Consider the following 16,054-nt stretch of genomic DNA (forward strand, 5'->3'; position numbering starts at 1 on the left):
CATCCTACATTGAGCTGGCAACAGATACGAGACATGACATGGACCTCGCCCTGCCCCCAAAAGTGACCGACCGCGCCTTCGCGCGCCTTGCCGAGATTGGTGCAGGTGACGAAGGCCAAGCGCTGCGCGTCGCTGTCGAAGGCGGCGGATGTTCGGGGTTTCAGTATGAAATCAAGCTCGACGCGCCGGCCGATGACGATCTGGTGCTGGAACAAAAAGGCCAGAAAGTCGTGGTCGACAGCGTGTCGCTGCCGTTTTTGGAAAATGCGGTGATCGACTTCACCGAAGAGCTGATAGGCGCCCGGTTTGTCATCGACAACCCGAACGCCACCTCGTCCTGCGGCTGCGGGACGTCTTTTTCGATGTAGGTGATATCGGCCGCAGCCGATTGGTCAGAAATTCAATTTATTCAGAAAGCATAGGGTCTTATCGCCCCTTTTTCATGCTTACTGATAGCTTTCCACAACCTCGGCCCACGCCTGCGACTGAGCAAGCTCAGCCGGGTTGACGGGCACGAAGAAAGCCTGTCCCAGAGGTTTGAAGTCGGACTTGGAGGAAATGTCCTCATTCGCCGGCACACCACATGCGGCGAGCATAGCTAAAGCGCCTATAATCATTACGTTTTTCATCACTGCCCCACAGTAAATTTGCTCGGTCGTCTTTTTTATTGTTCCCCTTATCGTCGGGGATTGGGGCGCAAATGTGGCAATATCGAAAATTTTTGCAAAATCTTCCAATTCCAGCCGGATTGTCCAAAAAAGGAAGACAATGCCACGAGAATGCGTCCCTCCCCCCTCGTCAAACGCGGATTGCGCCTTAGGTCAAGCCTCAAGACGGGCGAAGCGGAATCGAAGATGACGACTGTATTGATCCTGGGCAGCGGCCCAAACGTGCTGGACGCGCGGGTTTGGCCGCGCGCGCCGTTTGACCACATTCTGGCGATTAACAATGCCTTTGCAGTGCGCCCCGACTGGGACAGCCTGATCCACCCCGAAGATTTCGACCCGGACAGGTTGCCCCGGCATCTGGAGCCCGCCCAATCCATTGTGACCGCTGATGACTATGTGCCCGCCCAAAACGCTTATGGCGGCTTTGTCTATGCGGGCGGCACCATGGCCTTCACGGCGGGCTACTGGGCGCTTTGTCACCACCGCCCCAGCTGTCTGGCGTATTTGGGCTGCGACATGACCTATGCCCCCCGTGGGGAGACACATTTTTACGGGACAGGCGAAGCTGACCCGCTGCGTGACGACATCACCCTGCAATCGCTGGAGGCGAAATCAGCGCGGTTGGAAATAATTGCCGCGCGGCAAGGCTGCGCCGTGGTGAACCTGTCACAAGCCGACAGCCGCCTTCTCTTCCCGCGCCGGACGCCGTTTGATCTGCAGGACGTGTCCCCGCGCGGCTTTGTCGAGAATTTGGTTGATGACGCGCTGCACCGCGAAGACGCGCTGGGCTATATGGCCGCCTCCGGTCGGTATTGGGAGGAGCTGGAACGCTTTGACGCCGCCGCACTGGCGGATCTGGACGCGCTTTGGCTTGCGGCGGCGGGGTCTTCGCGCGATACGTGACCCATGACGCATCTGGGGGCCGCCACATGAAAATCGCCACATTCAACATCAACGGCATCAAGGCCCGCATCAACGCCCTGCCCGTCTGGCTGGACGAGGCGCGACCTGACGTGGCGGTGCTGCAAGAGATCAAATCGGTGGATGAGGCCTTCCCCCGCGAGGTTTTTGAAGAGCGCGGCTACAACGTCGAAACCCATGGGCAAAAGTCGTTCAACGGCGTGGCCATTCTGTCCAAATTGCCGCTGGAAGACGTGCGGCGCGGCCTGCCAGGCGACGACGAGGACGAACAGGCCCGCTGGATCGAAGCGCTGGTGATGGGCGAGACCCGTCCGATACGCATTTGCGGGCTGTATTTGCCCAACGGCAACCCGGCACCGGGGCCGAAATACGACTACAAGCTAGCCTGGATGGAGCGGATGTACGTCCGCGCGCAAGAGCTTTTGGCTGAAGAAATCCCTGCCATGATGGCGGGCGATTACAACATTATCCCCCAGCCCGAGGACGCCAAGCGGCCCGACGCCTGGCAAGACGACGCCTTGTTCCGGCCAGAGAGCCGCGCCGCCTTTCGCAAGATCCTGAATTTGGGCTTCACCGACGCCTTCCGCGCGCGCAACCAGCTGCCGGAGCAGTTCTCCTTTTGGGATTACCAAGCCGGTGCGTGGAACCGCAATGACGGTATCCGGATCGACCACCTGCTGCTATCGCCGCAGGCGGCGGATTGTCTAACCGAGTGCAAGATTGATTTCGAGATACGCGGGCGGGAGAAACCATCAGACCACGTGCCGGTCTGGGTGGAGCTCGACTTGTAAGGTTTTGCGCCGCGCTTGCGCGCGTCGCGATGGTGGGGGCCAGCCCCCACACCCCCGTTCCATGGGGGCTCTGCCCCCAAACCCCCGGCATATTTCTTCCAAGATGAAGACTACGCGTTCAGCGACGTCCACAGGGCCAGCCCCACGACCGCGAGCATCGCGCAGGCCATGAAGATGTTGATGGCGCGTTGGGTGCGATGGGCAAGGTTCATCGCCTTGATGCGAGCACCGACCCACAGCCACAGGAAATGCAGCGCGCACCAGATGACATTCATGATGATGAATTTCAGCGTGACTTCCAAAGCATAGGCGCCCGGCAGGAAGGCAAAGCCCGAAAACAGCGTGGTGTTGACCACATAGGCCTTCGGATTGATCGCCTGCAGCATCAGCCCGTCGCGAATGCCCGGCTGTCGGGTTGCGGCGGTGAAGCCGATCTTGCTGCCCGCCGTGGCAATCTTGAAGGCCATGTACAGCAGATACCCGGTCGAGGCCGCCATCAGCACCGTGCGGATCACCGGATTGGCCAGGATCAACGCCGCAAGCCCGGTGACCACCGCCAACCCCACCAGATTGGTGCCGATGAACAGCCCCATGAAGTAGCGCAGCCCCGCGCGAAACCCGTAGGCCGCGCCGACGCCCGCCAGCGACAGCACGCCCGGACCAGGGGTGATGATCAACAAGAAGACGGCAGCGGCGAAACTCAGCATACCCCTACCCTACAAAAGAAAATGCCGGGCGCTAGGCCCGGCATCGTCGAATATCTGTGTCGCGGCTTAGTCGTCGCGGTGGACTTTCTCGCGGCGTTCGTGGCGTTCCTGCGCCTCAAGGCTCAGGGTGGCAATGGGGCGGGCATCCAGACGCTTCAGCGAAATCGGCTCCCCAGTATCGTCGCAATAGCCGTATTCGCCTTCGTCAATGCGGCGCAGCGCGGCATCAATCTTGGAGATCACCTTGCGTTGACGGTCCCGGGTGCGCAATTCCAGCGCGCGGTCGGTTTCTTCCGAGGCACGGTCTGCAATGTCGGGAATGTTACGGGTGCCTTCCTGCATGCCTTCGATGGTGGAGTTGGTCTCATCCAGGATGGACTGCCGCCAATCGGTCAGCTTGCGACGAAAATATTCGGTCTGGCGCTCGTTCATGAACGGCTCATCCTCGGCAGGACGGTAATCATCCGGCAAAAACACTTCAGCTTTCATCCCCTAAACTCCCTAAACTGGGCCAGACATGGTTAACACCCTCGACTCAAGGCCCGCAGCTGGCTGTCTCTGCGCATCGTCTACCGAAACCGCCCGCCCTTGTCACGCAGATAAGGGACGTTATGAAGGGAAATTGAACGCGAGGTGAGCCTCGCCAACACCGACCTGCAGGGGCTTGATCGCGCGATGAAATTTACTGGAACTGACACATACGTGGCCACGGATGACCTGACGGTGGCCGTAAACGCATCTGTCGCGCTGCAGCGCCCGCTTTTGGTCAAGGGTGAGCCCGGCACCGGAAAGACCGAGCTGGCGCTCCAGGTCTCGGCCGCGCTGGGGCTGGAGATGATCGAATGGCATGTCAAATCCACCACGAAAGCGCAGCAGGGTCTGTATGAGTACGACGCGGTATCGCGGCTGCGCGACAGCCAGCTGGGCGACGAGAAGGTGCATGACGTCAAGAACTACATCCGCAAAGGCAAGCTGTGGCAGGCCTTTGAGGCCTCCGAGCGCAAGGTCTTGCTGATTGACGAGGTCGACAAGGCCGATATCGAATTCCCCAACGACCTGCTGCAGGAGCTCGACCGGATGGAGTTCCATGTCTACGAGACCGGCGAGACGATCACGGCCAAACAGCGACCCATCGTGATCATCACCTCCAACAATGAAAAAGAGCTGCCGGACGCGTTTCTGCGCCGCTGCTTCTTCCATTACATCAAATTCCCGGATGCCGAGACCCTGAAGAAGATTGTCGAGGTGCATCATCCGGGCATCAAACCGGCGCTTCTGAACGCCGCGCTGACCGAGTTTTTTGAGATACGCGAGACGCCGGGATTGAAGAAGAAGCCTTCAACATCCGAGGTGCTGGACTGGTTGAAACTTCTGCTGGCAGAGGACCTTGATCCCTCAGACCTGAAACGTGACGGCGCGAATGCGCTGCCCAAGCTGCATGGGGCATTGCTGAAGAACGAGCAGGACGTGCATCTGTTCGAACGGCTTGCCTTCATGGCGCGGGCCCAGAGGTAGGCGCGGCTGGTGGGCGGGTCGCTGAGGCGCAAGCCGAAGTCGAGGCGTCTTCCAGCAAGCCAACCATCGAGCCGCCGGCGCATAACCGCCAGCTCCCAGTCTTCTGCCTGCATCGCTTAACGCCACGTCAACGAAACAATCTCCACCGAAATCCTGCATTGATCCATAAAATGCCGCATTCGTTGCATGACACCGCCCCAATCTCGGTGGATCACGGCTATTGAATACGAATGAGGGACGATACCTGTGGGTGAATTGACGATCAGACTGCTCGAGGCGGCGGACAGGGACGCGTGGGGCGTTCTGTGGACGGCCTATCTCGATTTCTACGACTCCACGGTCCCGCAAACCGTTTACGACACCTATTTCGGCCGCCTTCTTGGCGACGATCCGCAGGACTACCACGGGTTGATCGCGCTCTATGACGGCCAACCGGTCGGGCTTACCCATTACCTGTTTCACCGCCACGGCTGGTCCGTCGAAAATGTCTGCTATCTACAGGATCTCTATGTCGATCCAGGCGTTCGCGGCACCGGCGCGGGACGTGCATTGATGGAGGCGGTCTACGCCGCCGCCGATGAAGCAGGCGCCCCGGGCGTGTACTGGCTGACGCAGGACTTCAACGAAACGGCCCGAAAACTCTACGATCGCATTGGCGAAAAAACCCCCTTTATCAAATACAAACGAGTATAACCGCCTGATGCTTGCCTATATGAAACCGATTCTGCCGACAGCAGCGCTGGGACTGAGCTTCCTCCTTGCAGCCTGCGCCCCGACCTCCGTCACGGAGGTCGCGCAACGCGCGGCGACCACGTCCAACCTGCCGCCCATGAAGAGCTTTGCCGCCAGGCGCGGCAAGCCTGTCCTAAAGTCAAACGCAGAAATTGCGCGTGATTTCATAGACTTGTCCTTCCAGATGGAAAGCGGGCGGCAGCTTCCCTTCCTCACAAAATTTCAGGGACCGATCAAAGTAGCGGTCTCCAGCGGGGCGCCGGCAAACCTGGAAAACGACCTCGCACAGCTGATGTCGCGGCTGCGCAACGAGGCGGGGATCGACATCTCCCGCGCCCGCAGCGGTGAAAGCGCGCAGATCATCATCGAAGCGATCCCGCGCAAAAAGCTACAAAAAGCGGTCCCGCAAGCGGCCTGTTTCGTGGTGCCAAACGTGTCGGGCTGGGCCGAATTCAAGAAGAACCGTGCCCGCGGGGTCACAGACTGGACCAAGCTGACCACGCGCAAGCGCGCCACGGTGATCATCCCGTCCGACGTCTCCCCGCAAGAAGTGCGCGACTGCCTGCATGAGGAAGTGGCCCAGGCGCTCGGGCCTCTCAATGACCTCTACCGTTTGCCGGATTCGATCTTCAATGACGACAATTTTCACACCGTCCTGACCGGCTTCGACATGCTGATCCTGCGCGCCTACTATTCGCCCGAGATGCGCAACGGCATGAACCGCGCCCAAGCGCGCGCCGCTCTGCCCGGTCTTTTGGCCCGGCTGAACCCGCGCGGCGCCCGGACCGGCATGCGCGCAGCATCTGCGACGCCGCAGGAATGGAACCGCATCATCGCCGCCTCACTGGCACCGCGCGCGACCCCGTCCAAACGTGCAAATCTGGCAGCCCAGGCCGTCAACATCGCCAAAAACCAAGGGTGGCGCGACAACCGGCTGGCGTTCTCCCTCTTCGTGCAGGGCCGGGTCACCTTGGGCCAAAAGCCGCAACTGGCCATCGAAAGCTTCGTGCAATCGGGTGAGATTTACAAAAGCCTGTACGGCGCGTCGGTTCAGGCCGCGCATGTCTCCACCCAATTGGCCGCTTTCGCGCTGTCATCGGCGCAATATGGCACAGCCATCCAAATCGCGAATGAGGCCATTCCCGCCGCCCAAGCCGGCGAAAACGCCGCGCTTTTGGCGACGCTATTGATGATCAAGGCGCAAGCCCTGGAAAAGACCAACCGCGACGCAGAGGCGCAGGCCACCCGGCTGGACGCGCTGGCCTGGGGGCGGTATGGGTTCGGCTCTGACCGCAACGTGCGCGCCCGGCTGAACGAAATTCGGGCGCTGACACCCAGACGAGGGTAACCGCTGAGATGACAGCCTTCCTGATTGGCGCCTGTGTGGGCGCACTCACCGGCGGCACCATTGTCGGTCGGCGCGGCGGCAACAAGAAAGACATCGCACAATACGCGGCCGGCTACGGCGTGTCTTTCGGCTTTGTGGCGATGTTCATCTGGATTTTCGCGCTGCGCATGGCGGCGTAACCCCTTATGTTTCTGCGGTTTTTCGAAAATCTGCGATCCGCCAAAGTCCCCGTTTCCTTGCGCGAATACCTGTCCTTTCTGGAAGGGCTGCGCGCCGGATTGGTGACCTACGACATGGACGGGTTCTACTACTTCGCCCGCGCCGTGATGGTGAAGGATGAACGCCACCTCGACCGGTTCGACCGCGCCTTCGCCGCCACCTTCGAGGGGCTGGAACATATCGACACCGCCGAAATGCTGGAAGCCGTCGACATCCCCGAGGAATGGATCCGCAAATTGGCCGAGAAGCACCTCAGCGAGGAGGAGCGCGCCGAAATTGAAGCGCTGGGCGGCTTCGACAAGCTGATGGAGACGCTGAAAGAACGCCTGAAAGAACAGGAAAAGCGCCATCAAGGCGGTTCCAAATGGATCGGCACCGCCGGTACGAGCCCGTTCGGTGCCTATGGATACAACCCCGAAGGCGTGCGCATCGGCCAGCATGAATCGCGCCACCAGCGGGCGGTCAAGGTTTGGGACAAGCGCGAATTCCGCGATTTGGATGGCACCACCGAGCTTGGCACCCGCAACATCAAGGTGGCCCTGAAACGCCTGCGCAAATGGGCCCGTGACGGCGCGGCAGACGAGCTGGACCTCAGCGGCACCATCCGCGCCACGGCGGAAAACGGCTATCTGGACGTCAAAACGCGGCCTGAACGGCGCAACGCCGTCAAAGTGCTGCTGTTTCTGGATGTGGGCGGCTCGATGGACCCGCATGTCAAAGTGGTGGAAGAGCTGTTCTCGGCCGCCAAGACCGAGTTCAAACATCTCAAACATTACTACTTCCACAATTGCCTTTACGAAGGCGTGTGGACGGACAACAAACGCCGCTGGTCTGAGCAAACGGAAACACATGAACTGCTGCGCACCTATGGGCCGGATTACAAATGCATTTTCGTGGGCGACGCGTCGATGTCACCCTATGAGATCGCCTATCCCGGCGGCGCGAATGAGCATTGGAACGCGGAAACCGGCGAGGTCTGGCTGGGCCGCGCCCGCGACCAGTGGCAGTCCAACCTCTGGATCAACCCGCTGGACGAACGCTACTGGCGCCACACCCAATCGACGCAGATGATCCAACAGATTTTTGGCGCGGACCGCATGGTCCCGATGACGTTGGACGGCATCGAGCGCGGCATGAAACTGCTCACCAGATAACAAGAAACGGCCTCCCCCGGTTTGGGGAAGGCCGCTTGGTGATCTTCTGGGAGGAAAGATCGGGGGGGAACTTAGTTCTCTGCAGGCGAGTCGTTGGTCAGCGCGAACATCGCTTGGATCGCCGACACGTCAACGTTGCGAGCACGGTCGAAGTTCACGATGTTCTCGGCAGGCGAGTCGTTGGTCAGCGCTAGAACTTCGGCGGCACCAACGGGGTTGCCGGTGGATGTGTCGCCAACGATGCGCTCGGCAGCAGAGTCGTTGCTCAGCGCGAAGAAGGCTTTTGCGTCGGACACGTCTGCCGCAGCAGGAGCAGCAAGGGACAGGGCGACGAGAGCGGATGCGATTACAGTTTTCATTTCAGTTTCTCCAGTATGTGGTGCCGTTTCCGGCGTTGTGTGTGTTCGGCGTGTTTGCCGTTTGATGAGTTGAATATGCGCCTTCCCGCCGCCTCTTTCAATGCACCAAAACACGAAACATACGTGATTTTAGTGCGCTCACGCACATATACCTAAACACCACGGACCACAGGCTCACGCCGCCGTGAGAACCCGCTCACAAAACGCGAGAACGCTGAAACAAGCGCGCAACCCCCCCCGCTTCTTTCTGCCAAAAATATGCGAATCCCACGTCCGCAAACCGCGATGCGCCCTGATTCAATTTGATAACAACCGCCCCGCGCCCCATATCCAACACATGATCAAGCTCACCCCCATCCTGCTGGCCATCCTCTATGCATATGTGTCCTACCGCTTCTCGGCGTGGAACACGCGGCGGATGCTGAATGCCAAATCCACCCGGTTGGCCGACCCGACACTGGAGCAGATGAACAAGGACATGGCCCGCGCGTTGGATGTGCCGCAGATCAACGTTCATATTTTCGAGGTTGAGCCCGTCAACGGGCTGGCCGCGCCGGATGGGCGCATCTTCATCACGCGGGGGTTTTACAACAAGTACAAAGCTGGCGATGTCAGCGCAGAGGAACTGGCCTCCGTCATCGCCCATGAGCTGGGGCACGTGGCGCTGGGCCATAGCCGCCGCCGGATGATCGACTTCTCCGGCCAGAATGCGATACGCGTCGTGCTGGCCTCGTTGCTGGGCCGCCTGATCCCTTTTGCGGGTGTCTGGTTGGCCAATATGCTGACCACAATGCTGGCCGCCAAGCTGTCGCGCCGTGACGAGTATGAGGCGGACGCCTATGCCTCCGCCCTGCTGACCAAAGCAGGCATCGGGACCGGGCCGCAGAAAACATTGTTTGAAAAGCTGGACATGTTGTCGGCGGGGATGGGCGGGGCAACCCCTGCCTGGCTGCTAAGCCATCCCAAAACAGCGGAGCGTATCGCCGCCATTGAAGAAAACGAGGCGAAGTGGGGCGTGACCTGACAGAGTTTCCCCGAAACTCTGGCTCCATTTTTTCGTTGAAAAAATGGGCGCCCTAGGCGAGCGCCTTGCCCAAACGCGGCAGCCGCGCCCGTTTCATCAGCGCGCGCAGGGCGATGTCTTCGCCCATCATCTGCACCGCCACACCATGCACGTCCTTCACCACTTGTTCGACCGCCGCAGGCGCTTCCATCCACCGGTCCATCAGAAATTCGTCGGGGCTGAGGCGTTTGACCCCTTCAAACGCCAATGTCTGGCGCGGGAAGTCCTTCGCGTTCAGCGTCACGATCACATCCGCCGAGCCCGCAATGGCCGAGGCCAGCACATGGATGTCATCTTCATCGGGCAGATGCAGCCGCGCCATGTCCCCCGCCCGGGGCTGCGCAGACGCATTCGGGAAATGCGCCTTCAGCACCGCGATCTCCCCCCGCGCCTGAGTTTCCGCGCCCGGCCCAAGCTTCACTGTTGCGCGCGCCCATTCCTCCAAGATGCGCTCGGACCAGATCGGCTGGTACAATCCCAGCGCCGCGACACCGGTCAGCACCTCCCTGAGCACTGTCGGAAACAGCACGCAAGCGTCCAGACAGACGCGCATCAGTCCAGCCGCAAAAACAGCGCCTTGAGGTAGCTGCTTTCGGCCAAAGCCGCATGCACGGGATGGTCCGGCCCCGCGCCACCCGTGCCGATCAACTGCGCACTGCGTCCCGCGCGCGCCACCCCGCGCAGCGAGGCTTGCCGAAACTTCGATAGCTCCGCCGCATGGGAGCAGGAACACAGCACCAGATACCCCCCCGGAGCCACCAGCTTGGCCGACATCGAGGCCACGCGGCTATACGCCGTCAGCCCGTTTTGCAGCGCCTTCTTTGAGGGCGCAAAGGCAGGCGGGTCGGCGATAACCAGATCGAAACTGGCCCCCTCTTCCAGCAACGCCTCCATGGTTTTGAAAGCGTCGCCCTTGCGGGTGTCAAAGCGGTCCGCGAAGCCTGACGCCGCCGCGCCCTGCACCGCGAGGTCCAATGCGGGCTGCGATCCGTCCACGGCCAAAGCGGACACTGCGCCGCCCGCCAAGGCCGCCAGCCCGAAGCCGCCCACATGGGAAAACACATCCAACACCCGCGCGCCCTCCGCCAGCGATGCCGCGAAGGCGTGGTTTGGCCGTTGATCGTAAAAGAGCCCTGTCTTCTGCCCGCCCGCGATGTCAGCCAAATAGGTGGCCCCGTTCATCACCACCGGCACCAGGCCGTCCAGCGCACCGCGCACCAGTTTGCTTTCAGTGTCGAGGCCTTCCAATTCCCGCGTGCGTCCGCTGGCGCTTTTGTAGACGGTCGCGACGCCGGTCGCCGCGACAAGCGCGTCCACCAGCATGTCGAACCGTGTGTCGGCCCAGGCCGCATTGGCCTGAACCACGCAAATCTCGCCGAACCGGTCCACGACCACGCCGGGCAACCCGTCGCCTTCCGCGTGGACAAGGCGGTAGAACGGCGCGTCATAGAGCCGTTCGCGCAGTGCCAAGGCACGGGAAAACCGTGCCTTAAACCACGCCTGATCAATCTCCGCCTCTATGTCGTCATCCAGCATCCGCACCATGATCTTGGACAGCCCGTTGACGGCCACCAGCCCGATCTCCTGCCGCTCCGCGTCCTGCAGGACGGCAATTGCACCGGGCGCGATGTTCTTGGTGCGCCGGTCGGTCACGATGTCATCGGCATAGACCCAAGGCGCGCCGCGCCGGATGCGCAGGGCGTCGGCTTTGGGTTTCAGGCGGACCACCGGTCTGGTGGTGGCGATTTGGGCGGGGGGCTGAGTATCTGTCATGGCCTCCCCCTACCCCCATTGGGCCCTGCGCGAAAGGCGCATTCGCGGCAAAGGCACCTCAAACAAAAGGCCCCGGACCAGCCGCAACGGGCGATTCCGGGGCCTTAAAGCGACCACTGCTCTCGGAAGGAGAAGGCTCAGGCCGCTTTGACTTTCCCAGCGAACACTGTCGAAAAGGCGTTTGCGACGGCTTTGCGCAGGGCCAGCAGGCCTTCGCGCGCCGCTTCTGCGCGCAGTTGGCGAGCGCGGGCTTCGATGTCGTTACGGTTGATGGACTGGTAGGTATCGCTCATGGGTTTGCTCCGGTTCGGGTCTTTGTTTCTGTTGAGACAAAGATAGGCATGCTGCGGCGCAGCAACATCCCCCAATTGCGAAAAACCGCTATGCATAAAACGCATAGCCCGGAGGTAACCTTCCTTTAAGTCACCTTTTTATGCCCGCCGCCGCGGCCCTTGCGCCAGCCAACATCCAGCTATGCTCGGACGCCGCAACATAGGTGGTGAAGCCATACTTGTCCCATTCCGCCGCCTTTTCCGGCCCCGGCACCCAAGTGATGTAGGCCACGCCATGGGCTTTGGCCGCCTCTCCCACGCGCTGCATCGCCTCGCCCAGCTCCGGCGAATTGATATCCGATTTGCCCAGAGACACGCTGAGGTCGGCCGGGCCAATAAACACGCCGTCAATGCCGTCGCATCCGGCAATGGCATCGATGGCCTCAACGCCCTCGACCTCTTCGATTTGCGCGATGACAATCGTCTCGTCTTTCGCCTGTTGAAGCACCTCCGCCATGCTTCGCGTCGCAAACCCGGCCCAGCGGGTCGACCCGGCATAGCCGCGCCCACCCGGCCCAAAGCGCGAGGACCGCGCCACTATCTCGGCCTTCTCGGCGCTGTCGACATGCGGCACCACAACCCCCACGGCACCTGCATCCAGCACTTTCAGCAGCTCATCAGGCGTCCCCGCAGGCACCCGCACGAGCAGCGGAAAGTCCAAGGCGCGGCCCACGGCCAGGCAGGCATCCAGCCGCATCCGGTCAAATGGCGCGTGTTCCGCGTCCAAAACAATGAAATCCAGGCCCGACCCGGACAGTATCTCGATCAAATCCACCGACGGCGTCTTCAAAAACGTGCCGACCAGCCGGTCCCCTCCTGTCATCCGCGCTTTCAGATCCGCGATGCTCATATGCTTTCTCCCAATTGCTTGGGGACACAGTACGCCCGCAGGATCAAAGCGAAACCCCTCTCCCATCATTGTTTCAAAAATACCAAAACCCCGCCCTCGCAACCCCGCGAAACGCTGCTAGGATATGCACATGGTTCTCGAATTCCGCCCCCAAGGCATTTATTGCCCCGCCGGAGATTTCTACATCGATCCGTGGAAGCCGGTGGACCGCGCGTTGATCACCCATGGCCATGCCGACCATTCGCATTGGGGCATGAAGCGCTACCTCGCGACCGAGGCCGCGACGCCCGTGATCAAGCACCGCCTTGGCGACATCAAGATCGAGACCACAAAATATGCCGAGACCCGCCAGATCGGCGGCGCAAAGGTCTCGTTCCACCCAGCGGGACACGTGCCCGGCTCGGCGCAAGTCCGCGTTGAGGTCGACGGGGAGGTCTGGGTGGCCTCCGGCGACTACAAAACCACCGATGACGGGCTGTCGGAACCCTTCGAGCCGGTGCAATGCCACGCGTTCATCACGGAAAGCACATTCGGGCTGCCCGTGTTCAAATGGGACGCCCAGGATGATGTCATCGCCGCCATCAACGCATGGTGGCAGGCCAACAAAGACGCCGGCAAATTCTCGATCATCGGCGCCTATGCGTTGGGCAAGGCGCAGCGCATTTTGGCCAATGTCGACACCTCCATCGGGCCGATCCTGACCCATGGCGCGATCGAGAACACCAACCGTGTCTTGCGCGCGCAAGGCGTGCCCCTGCCCGACACGGTCCATGTCACGGCTGACACCCATGTCAAAGACCACGCCGGCGCGCTGGTCATCGCGACGCCGTCGGCCATGAATGGCCCCTGGGCGCGCAAATTCGGCCAAGCATCCACCGCGTTCGCGTCCGGCTGGATGGCGATGCGCGGCGTGCGCCGCCGCCGCTCCGCCGACCGAGGGTTCGTGATGTCGGATCACGCCGATTGGGAGGGGCTGAACAGCGCCATCAAGGCCACCGGCGCGGAACGGGTCTTTGTCACACATGGCTACACCGCTCAATTTTCCCGCTGGCTCAGCGATCAAGGCTATGACGCCGCCGTGGTGGAGACCGAGTTTGAAGGCGAAAGCCTCGACCAACCGGAACCGGAGGTCGTCGAATGATTTCAAAGCAACAAAAGGGTTTCAACGCCCTGTCGCGCTACCTGCAAAAGCCGATGCTGGCCCATGTCGGCAACCAACGGTTGTTGAACCGGATCTTCGGCCTGATGGCCTATTCCATGAAGCCGCTGCCCGGCACCCAAGACAACATGACCGCGCTGGGTGGCGTGCCCACACGGCAGATGACGCCGCCACAGGCCGCAGGAAACACGCTGCTCTACCTGCATGGCGGCGGCTTCACCATCGGGTCGTCCTTCACCTACCGCTGGCTGGCCGCGCGCATTGCCGATCAGATCGGGGCCACGGCCTACCTGCCTGATTACCGGCTTGGCGACCGCCACGCCTACCCCGCCGCGCCCGAGGATTGCCTCGCCGCCTACCGCGCGTTGTTGCAGCAGACCGACGCCAAGCGGATCGTGATCGCAGGCGACAGCGCGGGAGGGTGCCTCGCGCTGAACACCCTGACCCGAGCGGCAGAACAGGGCCTGCCCATGCCAGCCGCCTTGGGGCTGCTGTCACCGTTGACCGACCTGACGGGGTCCAGCGCCAGCAGGCAGGCATTCCGCGACACCGATATGGTGCTGCCCCATTCCTGGGTGACCAGCTCCACCGCACGCTATTTGGCCGGGCATGACGCCACAGATTCGCAGGCCTCGCCCGCCTTTGCCGATCTGTCTACGTTGCCTCCGACGCTGGTGCAGATCGCCGAAGGAGAGATGTTCTTCGACGAGGCCGTGGCCTTGGGGGACACCATTCCCGACGCCTCGGTCGACATTTGGCAGGACGTTCCGCATGGATGGCAACTGGCCGCGGGCCGCAGCCCCGAAGCAGACGAGGCCGTGACGCGCATGGCAGCTTTCCTGAGGTCCCATCTGCCGTGAAACGCTTCGCCCAACTCTTCACGGCGCTGGACCAGACCACCAAGACCAACGCCAAGGTGGCCGCGCTCGCGTCCTATTTCAGGGACGCATCCGATACCGACAAGCTGTGGACCATCGCGCTGTTGTCGGGCCGCCGCCCCAAACGCGGGGTGACCACCACATTGCTGCGCGAATGGGCGGCGGGGAAAGCGGGAATCCCGCTCTGGCTATTCGAGGAATGCTACCCCATCGTGGGCGACCTGTCGGAGACCATCGCGCTGGTGCTGCCGCCGGCCACTGGCACCTCGGACCGCACGCTGACCGCTTGGATCGAGGTGGTGCGCGACATCGGCAAACACGAGGTCGCGACCAAGAAAGAGATCATCCTCAACGCATGGGACAGCCTGCCCCCCATCGAACGCTTCCTGTTCAACAAGCTCATCACCGGCGGGCTGCGCATCGGGGTTAGCCAAAAGCTGATGACCCGCGCGCTGGCACAGGCCACCGAGATCGAGGAGGCCACCCTTGCCCACCGCCTGATGGGCGACTGGACACCCGACACCACCACTTTCGAAGACCTGATCCTGTCGGAAAACCCGGAGGCTGACGCCTCCAAGCCCTACCCGTTCTATCTGGCTTATCAGTTGGAAGACCTTGAAGCACTCGGCCCGCCCGAGGACTGGCGCGCCGAATGGAAATGGGACGGCATTCGCGGGCAATTGGTGATCCGGCGCGGCGCCCATCACCTGTGGTCGCGCGGGGAGGAGCTGATCACCGACCGCTTCCCCGAATTCGCCATGCTGCGCGACTTCGTCCCTGACGGCACCGTCTTTGACGGCGAAATACTGGCCTGGGACCACACGGCCGACGCGCCGCAATCCTTCAACGCGCTGCAACCACGTATCGGCCGCAAAACCGTGCCCAAAAAGCTGCTCAAAGAAGCGCCGGCAGTGCTTTACGCCTATGACCTGCTTGAGCATCAAGGCACCGACATCCGCGGCCAGCCCTATGACGTCAGACGCAAACACCTCGCCGAAACTATCGCCGCCCTGCCGCCCGACGCCCCGATCTGCCTGTCGGCCAACGAGCCATTTGCGGATTGGGCCGCACTTGGCCAGCTGCGCGAGATCTCCCGCGACCGGTTGGCAGAAGGCTTCATGCTGAAACGCGGCGACAGCCCCTACCGGTCGGGCCGCAAAAAGGGCGATTGGTGGAAATGGAAGGTCGACCCGCTGATGATCGATGCGGTGATGATCTATGCGCAAGCAGGATCGGGCCGGCGCGCCAACCTGTTCACCGACTTCACCTTCGCCGTGCGCAACGGCAACGAGCTGGTCCCGTTCACAAAGGCCTATTCCGGCCTGACGGATGCCGAATTCCGCCAGATCACCGCTTGGGTCAAACGCAACACGGTGCAAAAATTTGGCCCCGTGCGGCAGGTCACCCCACAACATGTGTTCGAGATCGCATTCGAGGGCATCCAGAAATCCCCCCGACACAAATCCGGCGTGGCCCTGCGCTTTCCGCGCATGTCCCGCTGGCGGCATGATAAGCCGATAGACGAGGCAAACACGCTGGACGACCTCAACGAAATGCTGGAACAATACGGCTAAGTTTCATCTTG

20 protein-coding genes are annotated in these 16,054 nt (G+C 61.5%); 12 read left to right on the forward strand and 8 right to left on the reverse strand.

Going from position 1 to position 16,054, the window contains the following annotated elements; all coding sequences use genetic code 11:
• Positions 1-38 precede the first annotated feature (38 nt).
• Entirely contained in the window at positions 39-368 is a 330-nt protein-coding gene (locus tag Q0899_RS06745) for an iron-sulfur cluster assembly accessory protein (protein WP_298297779.1), read from the forward strand.
• Positions 369-446: 78 nt separating this feature from the next.
• Here Q0899_RS06745 and Q0899_RS06750 read toward each other — a convergent pair whose 3' ends face one another.
• Complete coding sequence (locus tag Q0899_RS06750; RefSeq protein ID WP_299191721.1) at positions 447-596, reverse strand: hypothetical protein; 150 nt, start codon at positions 594-596, stop codon at positions 447-449.
• Between the two features lie 258 nt (positions 597-854).
• Here Q0899_RS06750 and Q0899_RS06755 point away from each other — a divergent pair, with 258 nt between their 5' ends.
• Both Q0899_RS06755 and xth read left to right on the forward strand, forming a co-directional pair.
• Positions 855-1,571, forward strand: a complete 717-nt coding sequence (locus tag Q0899_RS06755) for a hypothetical protein (RefSeq protein WP_299191722.1) — start codon at positions 855-857, stop codon at positions 1,569-1,571.
• Between the two features lie 26 nt (positions 1,572-1,597).
• Positions 1,598-2,380 (forward strand): exodeoxyribonuclease III, encoded by a 783-nt coding sequence (gene xth, locus Q0899_RS06760; protein ID WP_299191724.1) that lies wholly within the window; start codon positions 1,598-1,600, stop codon positions 2,378-2,380.
• Between the two features lie 110 nt (positions 2,381-2,490).
• Here the strand turns inward: xth and Q0899_RS06765 are convergent, their stop codons facing one another.
• Both Q0899_RS06765 and dksA read right to left on the reverse strand, forming a co-directional pair.
• Positions 2,491-3,087: a LysE family translocator gene (locus tag Q0899_RS06765; protein ID WP_298297472.1), complete on the reverse strand. Its 597-nt coding sequence runs from the start codon at positions 3,085-3,087 to the stop codon at positions 2,491-2,493.
• Between the two features lie 66 nt (positions 3,088-3,153).
• A complete protein-coding gene (gene dksA, locus Q0899_RS06770) occupies positions 3,154-3,576 on the reverse strand; it encodes an RNA polymerase-binding protein DksA (protein WP_298297469.1) in 423 nt (140 codons plus the stop codon).
• A gap of 186 nt (positions 3,577-3,762) precedes the next feature.
• Here dksA and Q0899_RS06775 point away from each other — a divergent pair, with 186 nt between their 5' ends.
• The 5 genes from Q0899_RS06775 to Q0899_RS06795 all read left to right on the forward strand — a co-directional run bounded on the left by Q0899_RS06775 (position 3,763) and on the right by Q0899_RS06795 (position 8,055).
• Positions 3,763-4,602, forward strand: a complete 840-nt coding sequence (locus Q0899_RS06775) for a MoxR family ATPase (RefSeq protein ID WP_299195272.1) — start codon at positions 3,763-3,765, stop codon at positions 4,600-4,602.
• Positions 4,603-4,848: 246 nt separating this feature from the next.
• On the forward strand, positions 4,849-5,295 hold the full coding sequence (locus tag Q0899_RS06780; RefSeq protein ID WP_298356672.1) for a GNAT family N-acetyltransferase: 447 nt from the start codon (positions 4,849-4,851) through the stop codon (positions 5,293-5,295).
• Between the two features lie 19 nt (positions 5,296-5,314).
• Positions 5,315-6,682, forward strand: coding sequence for a DUF2927 domain-containing protein (locus tag Q0899_RS06785; RefSeq protein WP_299191727.1), 1,368 nt, complete (start codon positions 5,315-5,317; stop codon positions 6,680-6,682).
• 8 nt (positions 6,683-6,690) lie between these two features.
• On the forward strand, positions 6,691-6,861 hold the full coding sequence (locus Q0899_RS06790) for a hypothetical protein (RefSeq protein ID WP_298297460.1): 171 nt from the start codon (positions 6,691-6,693) through the stop codon (positions 6,859-6,861).
• A 6-nt stretch (positions 6,862-6,867) separates the two neighbouring features.
• On the forward strand, positions 6,868-8,055 hold the full coding sequence (locus tag Q0899_RS06795) for a VWA domain-containing protein (RefSeq protein ID WP_298297457.1): 1,188 nt from the start codon (positions 6,868-6,870) through the stop codon (positions 8,053-8,055).
• A 71-nt stretch (positions 8,056-8,126) separates the two neighbouring features.
• Here Q0899_RS06795 and Q0899_RS06800 read toward each other — a convergent pair whose 3' ends face one another.
• On the reverse strand, positions 8,127-8,414 hold the full coding sequence (locus tag Q0899_RS06800; RefSeq protein ID WP_299191730.1) for a hypothetical protein: 288 nt from the start codon (positions 8,412-8,414) through the stop codon (positions 8,127-8,129).
• 337 nt (positions 8,415-8,751) lie between these two features.
• Between Q0899_RS06800 and Q0899_RS06805 the strand changes: the two genes are divergently transcribed.
• Entirely contained in the window at positions 8,752-9,438 is a 687-nt protein-coding gene (locus Q0899_RS06805) for a M48 family metallopeptidase (RefSeq protein WP_298297454.1), read from the forward strand.
• A 52-nt stretch (positions 9,439-9,490) separates the two neighbouring features.
• Here Q0899_RS06805 and Q0899_RS06810 read toward each other — a convergent pair whose 3' ends face one another.
• The 4 genes from Q0899_RS06810 to Q0899_RS06825 all read right to left on the reverse strand — a co-directional run bounded on the left by Q0899_RS06810 (position 9,491) and on the right by Q0899_RS06825 (position 12,432).
• The gene (locus Q0899_RS06810; protein WP_298356663.1) at positions 9,491-10,030 is read right to left on the reverse strand and encodes an RSP_2648 family PIN domain-containing protein; all 540 of its coding nucleotides are present in this window, start codon (positions 10,028-10,030) and stop codon (positions 9,491-9,493) included.
• On the reverse strand, positions 10,030-11,250 hold the full coding sequence (locus Q0899_RS06815; protein ID WP_298297449.1) for an RSP_2647 family RNA methyltransferase: 1,221 nt from the start codon (positions 11,248-11,250) through the stop codon (positions 10,030-10,032). The genes Q0899_RS06810 and Q0899_RS06815 overlap by 1 nt, the downstream gene beginning before the upstream one ends.
• Before the next feature lie 137 nt (positions 11,251-11,387).
• Entirely contained in the window at positions 11,388-11,543 is a 156-nt protein-coding gene (locus Q0899_RS06820) for an RSP_7527 family protein (RefSeq protein ID WP_298297447.1), read from the reverse strand.
• Between the two features lie 130 nt (positions 11,544-11,673).
• On the reverse strand, positions 11,674-12,432 hold the full coding sequence (locus tag Q0899_RS06825; RefSeq protein ID WP_298297445.1) for an aldolase/citrate lyase family protein: 759 nt from the start codon (positions 12,430-12,432) through the stop codon (positions 11,674-11,676).
• 124 nt (positions 12,433-12,556) lie between these two features.
• Between Q0899_RS06825 and Q0899_RS06830 the strand changes: the two genes are divergently transcribed.
• The 3 genes from Q0899_RS06830 to Q0899_RS06840 are packed head-to-tail and all read left to right on the forward strand — an operon-like array spanning position 12,557 to position 16,043.
• Positions 12,557-13,573, forward strand: coding sequence for a ligase-associated DNA damage response exonuclease (locus tag Q0899_RS06830; protein WP_299191734.1), 1,017 nt, complete (start codon positions 12,557-12,559; stop codon positions 13,571-13,573).
• The gene (locus Q0899_RS06835; RefSeq protein ID WP_299191736.1) at positions 13,570-14,451 is read left to right on the forward strand and encodes an alpha/beta hydrolase; all 882 of its coding nucleotides are present in this window, start codon (positions 13,570-13,572) and stop codon (positions 14,449-14,451) included. The genes Q0899_RS06830 and Q0899_RS06835 overlap by 4 nt, the downstream gene beginning before the upstream one ends.
• Positions 14,448-16,043, forward strand: a complete 1,596-nt coding sequence (locus tag Q0899_RS06840) for an ATP-dependent DNA ligase (protein WP_299191738.1) — start codon at positions 14,448-14,450, stop codon at positions 16,041-16,043. Before Q0899_RS06835 ends, Q0899_RS06840 begins: the two co-directional genes overlap by 4 nt.
• Positions 16,044-16,054 lie beyond the last annotated feature (11 nt).

The organism is uncultured Litoreibacter sp. (assembly GCF_947501785.1).
In the GTDB taxonomy this organism is placed as follows: Bacteria; Pseudomonadota; Alphaproteobacteria; order Rhodobacterales; family Rhodobacteraceae; genus Litoreibacter.

What these genes read in the sequence shown, in the direction of transcription:
- Q0899_RS06745 (WP_298297779.1), top strand. Translation starts at nt 39, where the DNA reads ATGGACCTCGCCCTGCCCCCAAAAGTGACCGACCGCGCCTTCGCGCGC.
- Q0899_RS06750 (WP_299191721.1), bottom strand. Translation starts at nt 596, where the DNA reads ATGCTCGCCGCATGTGGTGTGCCGGCGAATGAGGACATTTCCTCCAAG.
- Q0899_RS06755 (WP_299191722.1), top strand. Translation starts at nt 855, where the DNA reads ATGACGACTGTATTGATCCTGGGCAGCGGCCCAAACGTGCTGGACGCG.
- xth (WP_299191724.1), top strand. Translation starts at nt 1,598, where the DNA reads ATGAAAATCGCCACATTCAACATCAACGGCATCAAGGCCCGCATCAAC.
- Q0899_RS06765 (WP_298297472.1), bottom strand. Translation starts at nt 3,087, where the DNA reads ATGCTGAGTTTCGCCGCTGCCGTCTTCTTGTTGATCATCACCCCTGGT.
- dksA (WP_298297469.1), bottom strand. Translation starts at nt 3,576, where the DNA reads ATGAAAGCTGAAGTGTTTTTGCCGGATGATTACCGTCCTGCCGAGGAT.
- Q0899_RS06775 (WP_299195272.1), top strand. Translation starts at nt 3,763, where the DNA reads ATGAAATTTACTGGAACTGACACATACGTGGCCACGGATGACCTGACG.
- Q0899_RS06785 (WP_299191727.1), top strand. Translation starts at nt 5,315, where the DNA reads ATGAAACCGATTCTGCCGACAGCAGCGCTGGGACTGAGCTTCCTCCTT.
- Q0899_RS06790 (WP_298297460.1), top strand. Translation starts at nt 6,691, where the DNA reads ATGACAGCCTTCCTGATTGGCGCCTGTGTGGGCGCACTCACCGGCGGC.
- Q0899_RS06795 (WP_298297457.1), top strand. Translation starts at nt 6,868, where the DNA reads ATGTTTCTGCGGTTTTTCGAAAATCTGCGATCCGCCAAAGTCCCCGTT.
- Q0899_RS06800 (WP_299191730.1), bottom strand. Translation starts at nt 8,414, where the DNA reads ATGAAAACTGTAATCGCATCCGCTCTCGTCGCCCTGTCCCTTGCTGCT.
- Q0899_RS06805 (WP_298297454.1), top strand. Translation starts at nt 8,752, where the DNA reads ATGATCAAGCTCACCCCCATCCTGCTGGCCATCCTCTATGCATATGTG.
- Q0899_RS06810 (WP_298356663.1), bottom strand. Translation starts at nt 10,030, where the DNA reads ATGCGCGTCTGTCTGGACGCTTGCGTGCTGTTTCCGACAGTGCTCAGG.
- Q0899_RS06815 (WP_298297449.1), bottom strand. Translation starts at nt 11,250, where the DNA reads ATGACAGATACTCAGCCCCCCGCCCAAATCGCCACCACCAGACCGGTG.
- Q0899_RS06820 (WP_298297447.1), bottom strand. Translation starts at nt 11,543, where the DNA reads ATGAGCGATACCTACCAGTCCATCAACCGTAACGACATCGAAGCCCGC.
- Q0899_RS06825 (WP_298297445.1), bottom strand. Translation starts at nt 12,432, where the DNA reads ATGAGCATCGCGGATCTGAAAGCGCGGATGACAGGAGGGGACCGGCTG.
- Q0899_RS06830 (WP_299191734.1), top strand. Translation starts at nt 12,557, where the DNA reads ATGCACATGGTTCTCGAATTCCGCCCCCAAGGCATTTATTGCCCCGCC.
- Q0899_RS06835 (WP_299191736.1), top strand. Translation starts at nt 13,570, where the DNA reads ATGATTTCAAAGCAACAAAAGGGTTTCAACGCCCTGTCGCGCTACCTG.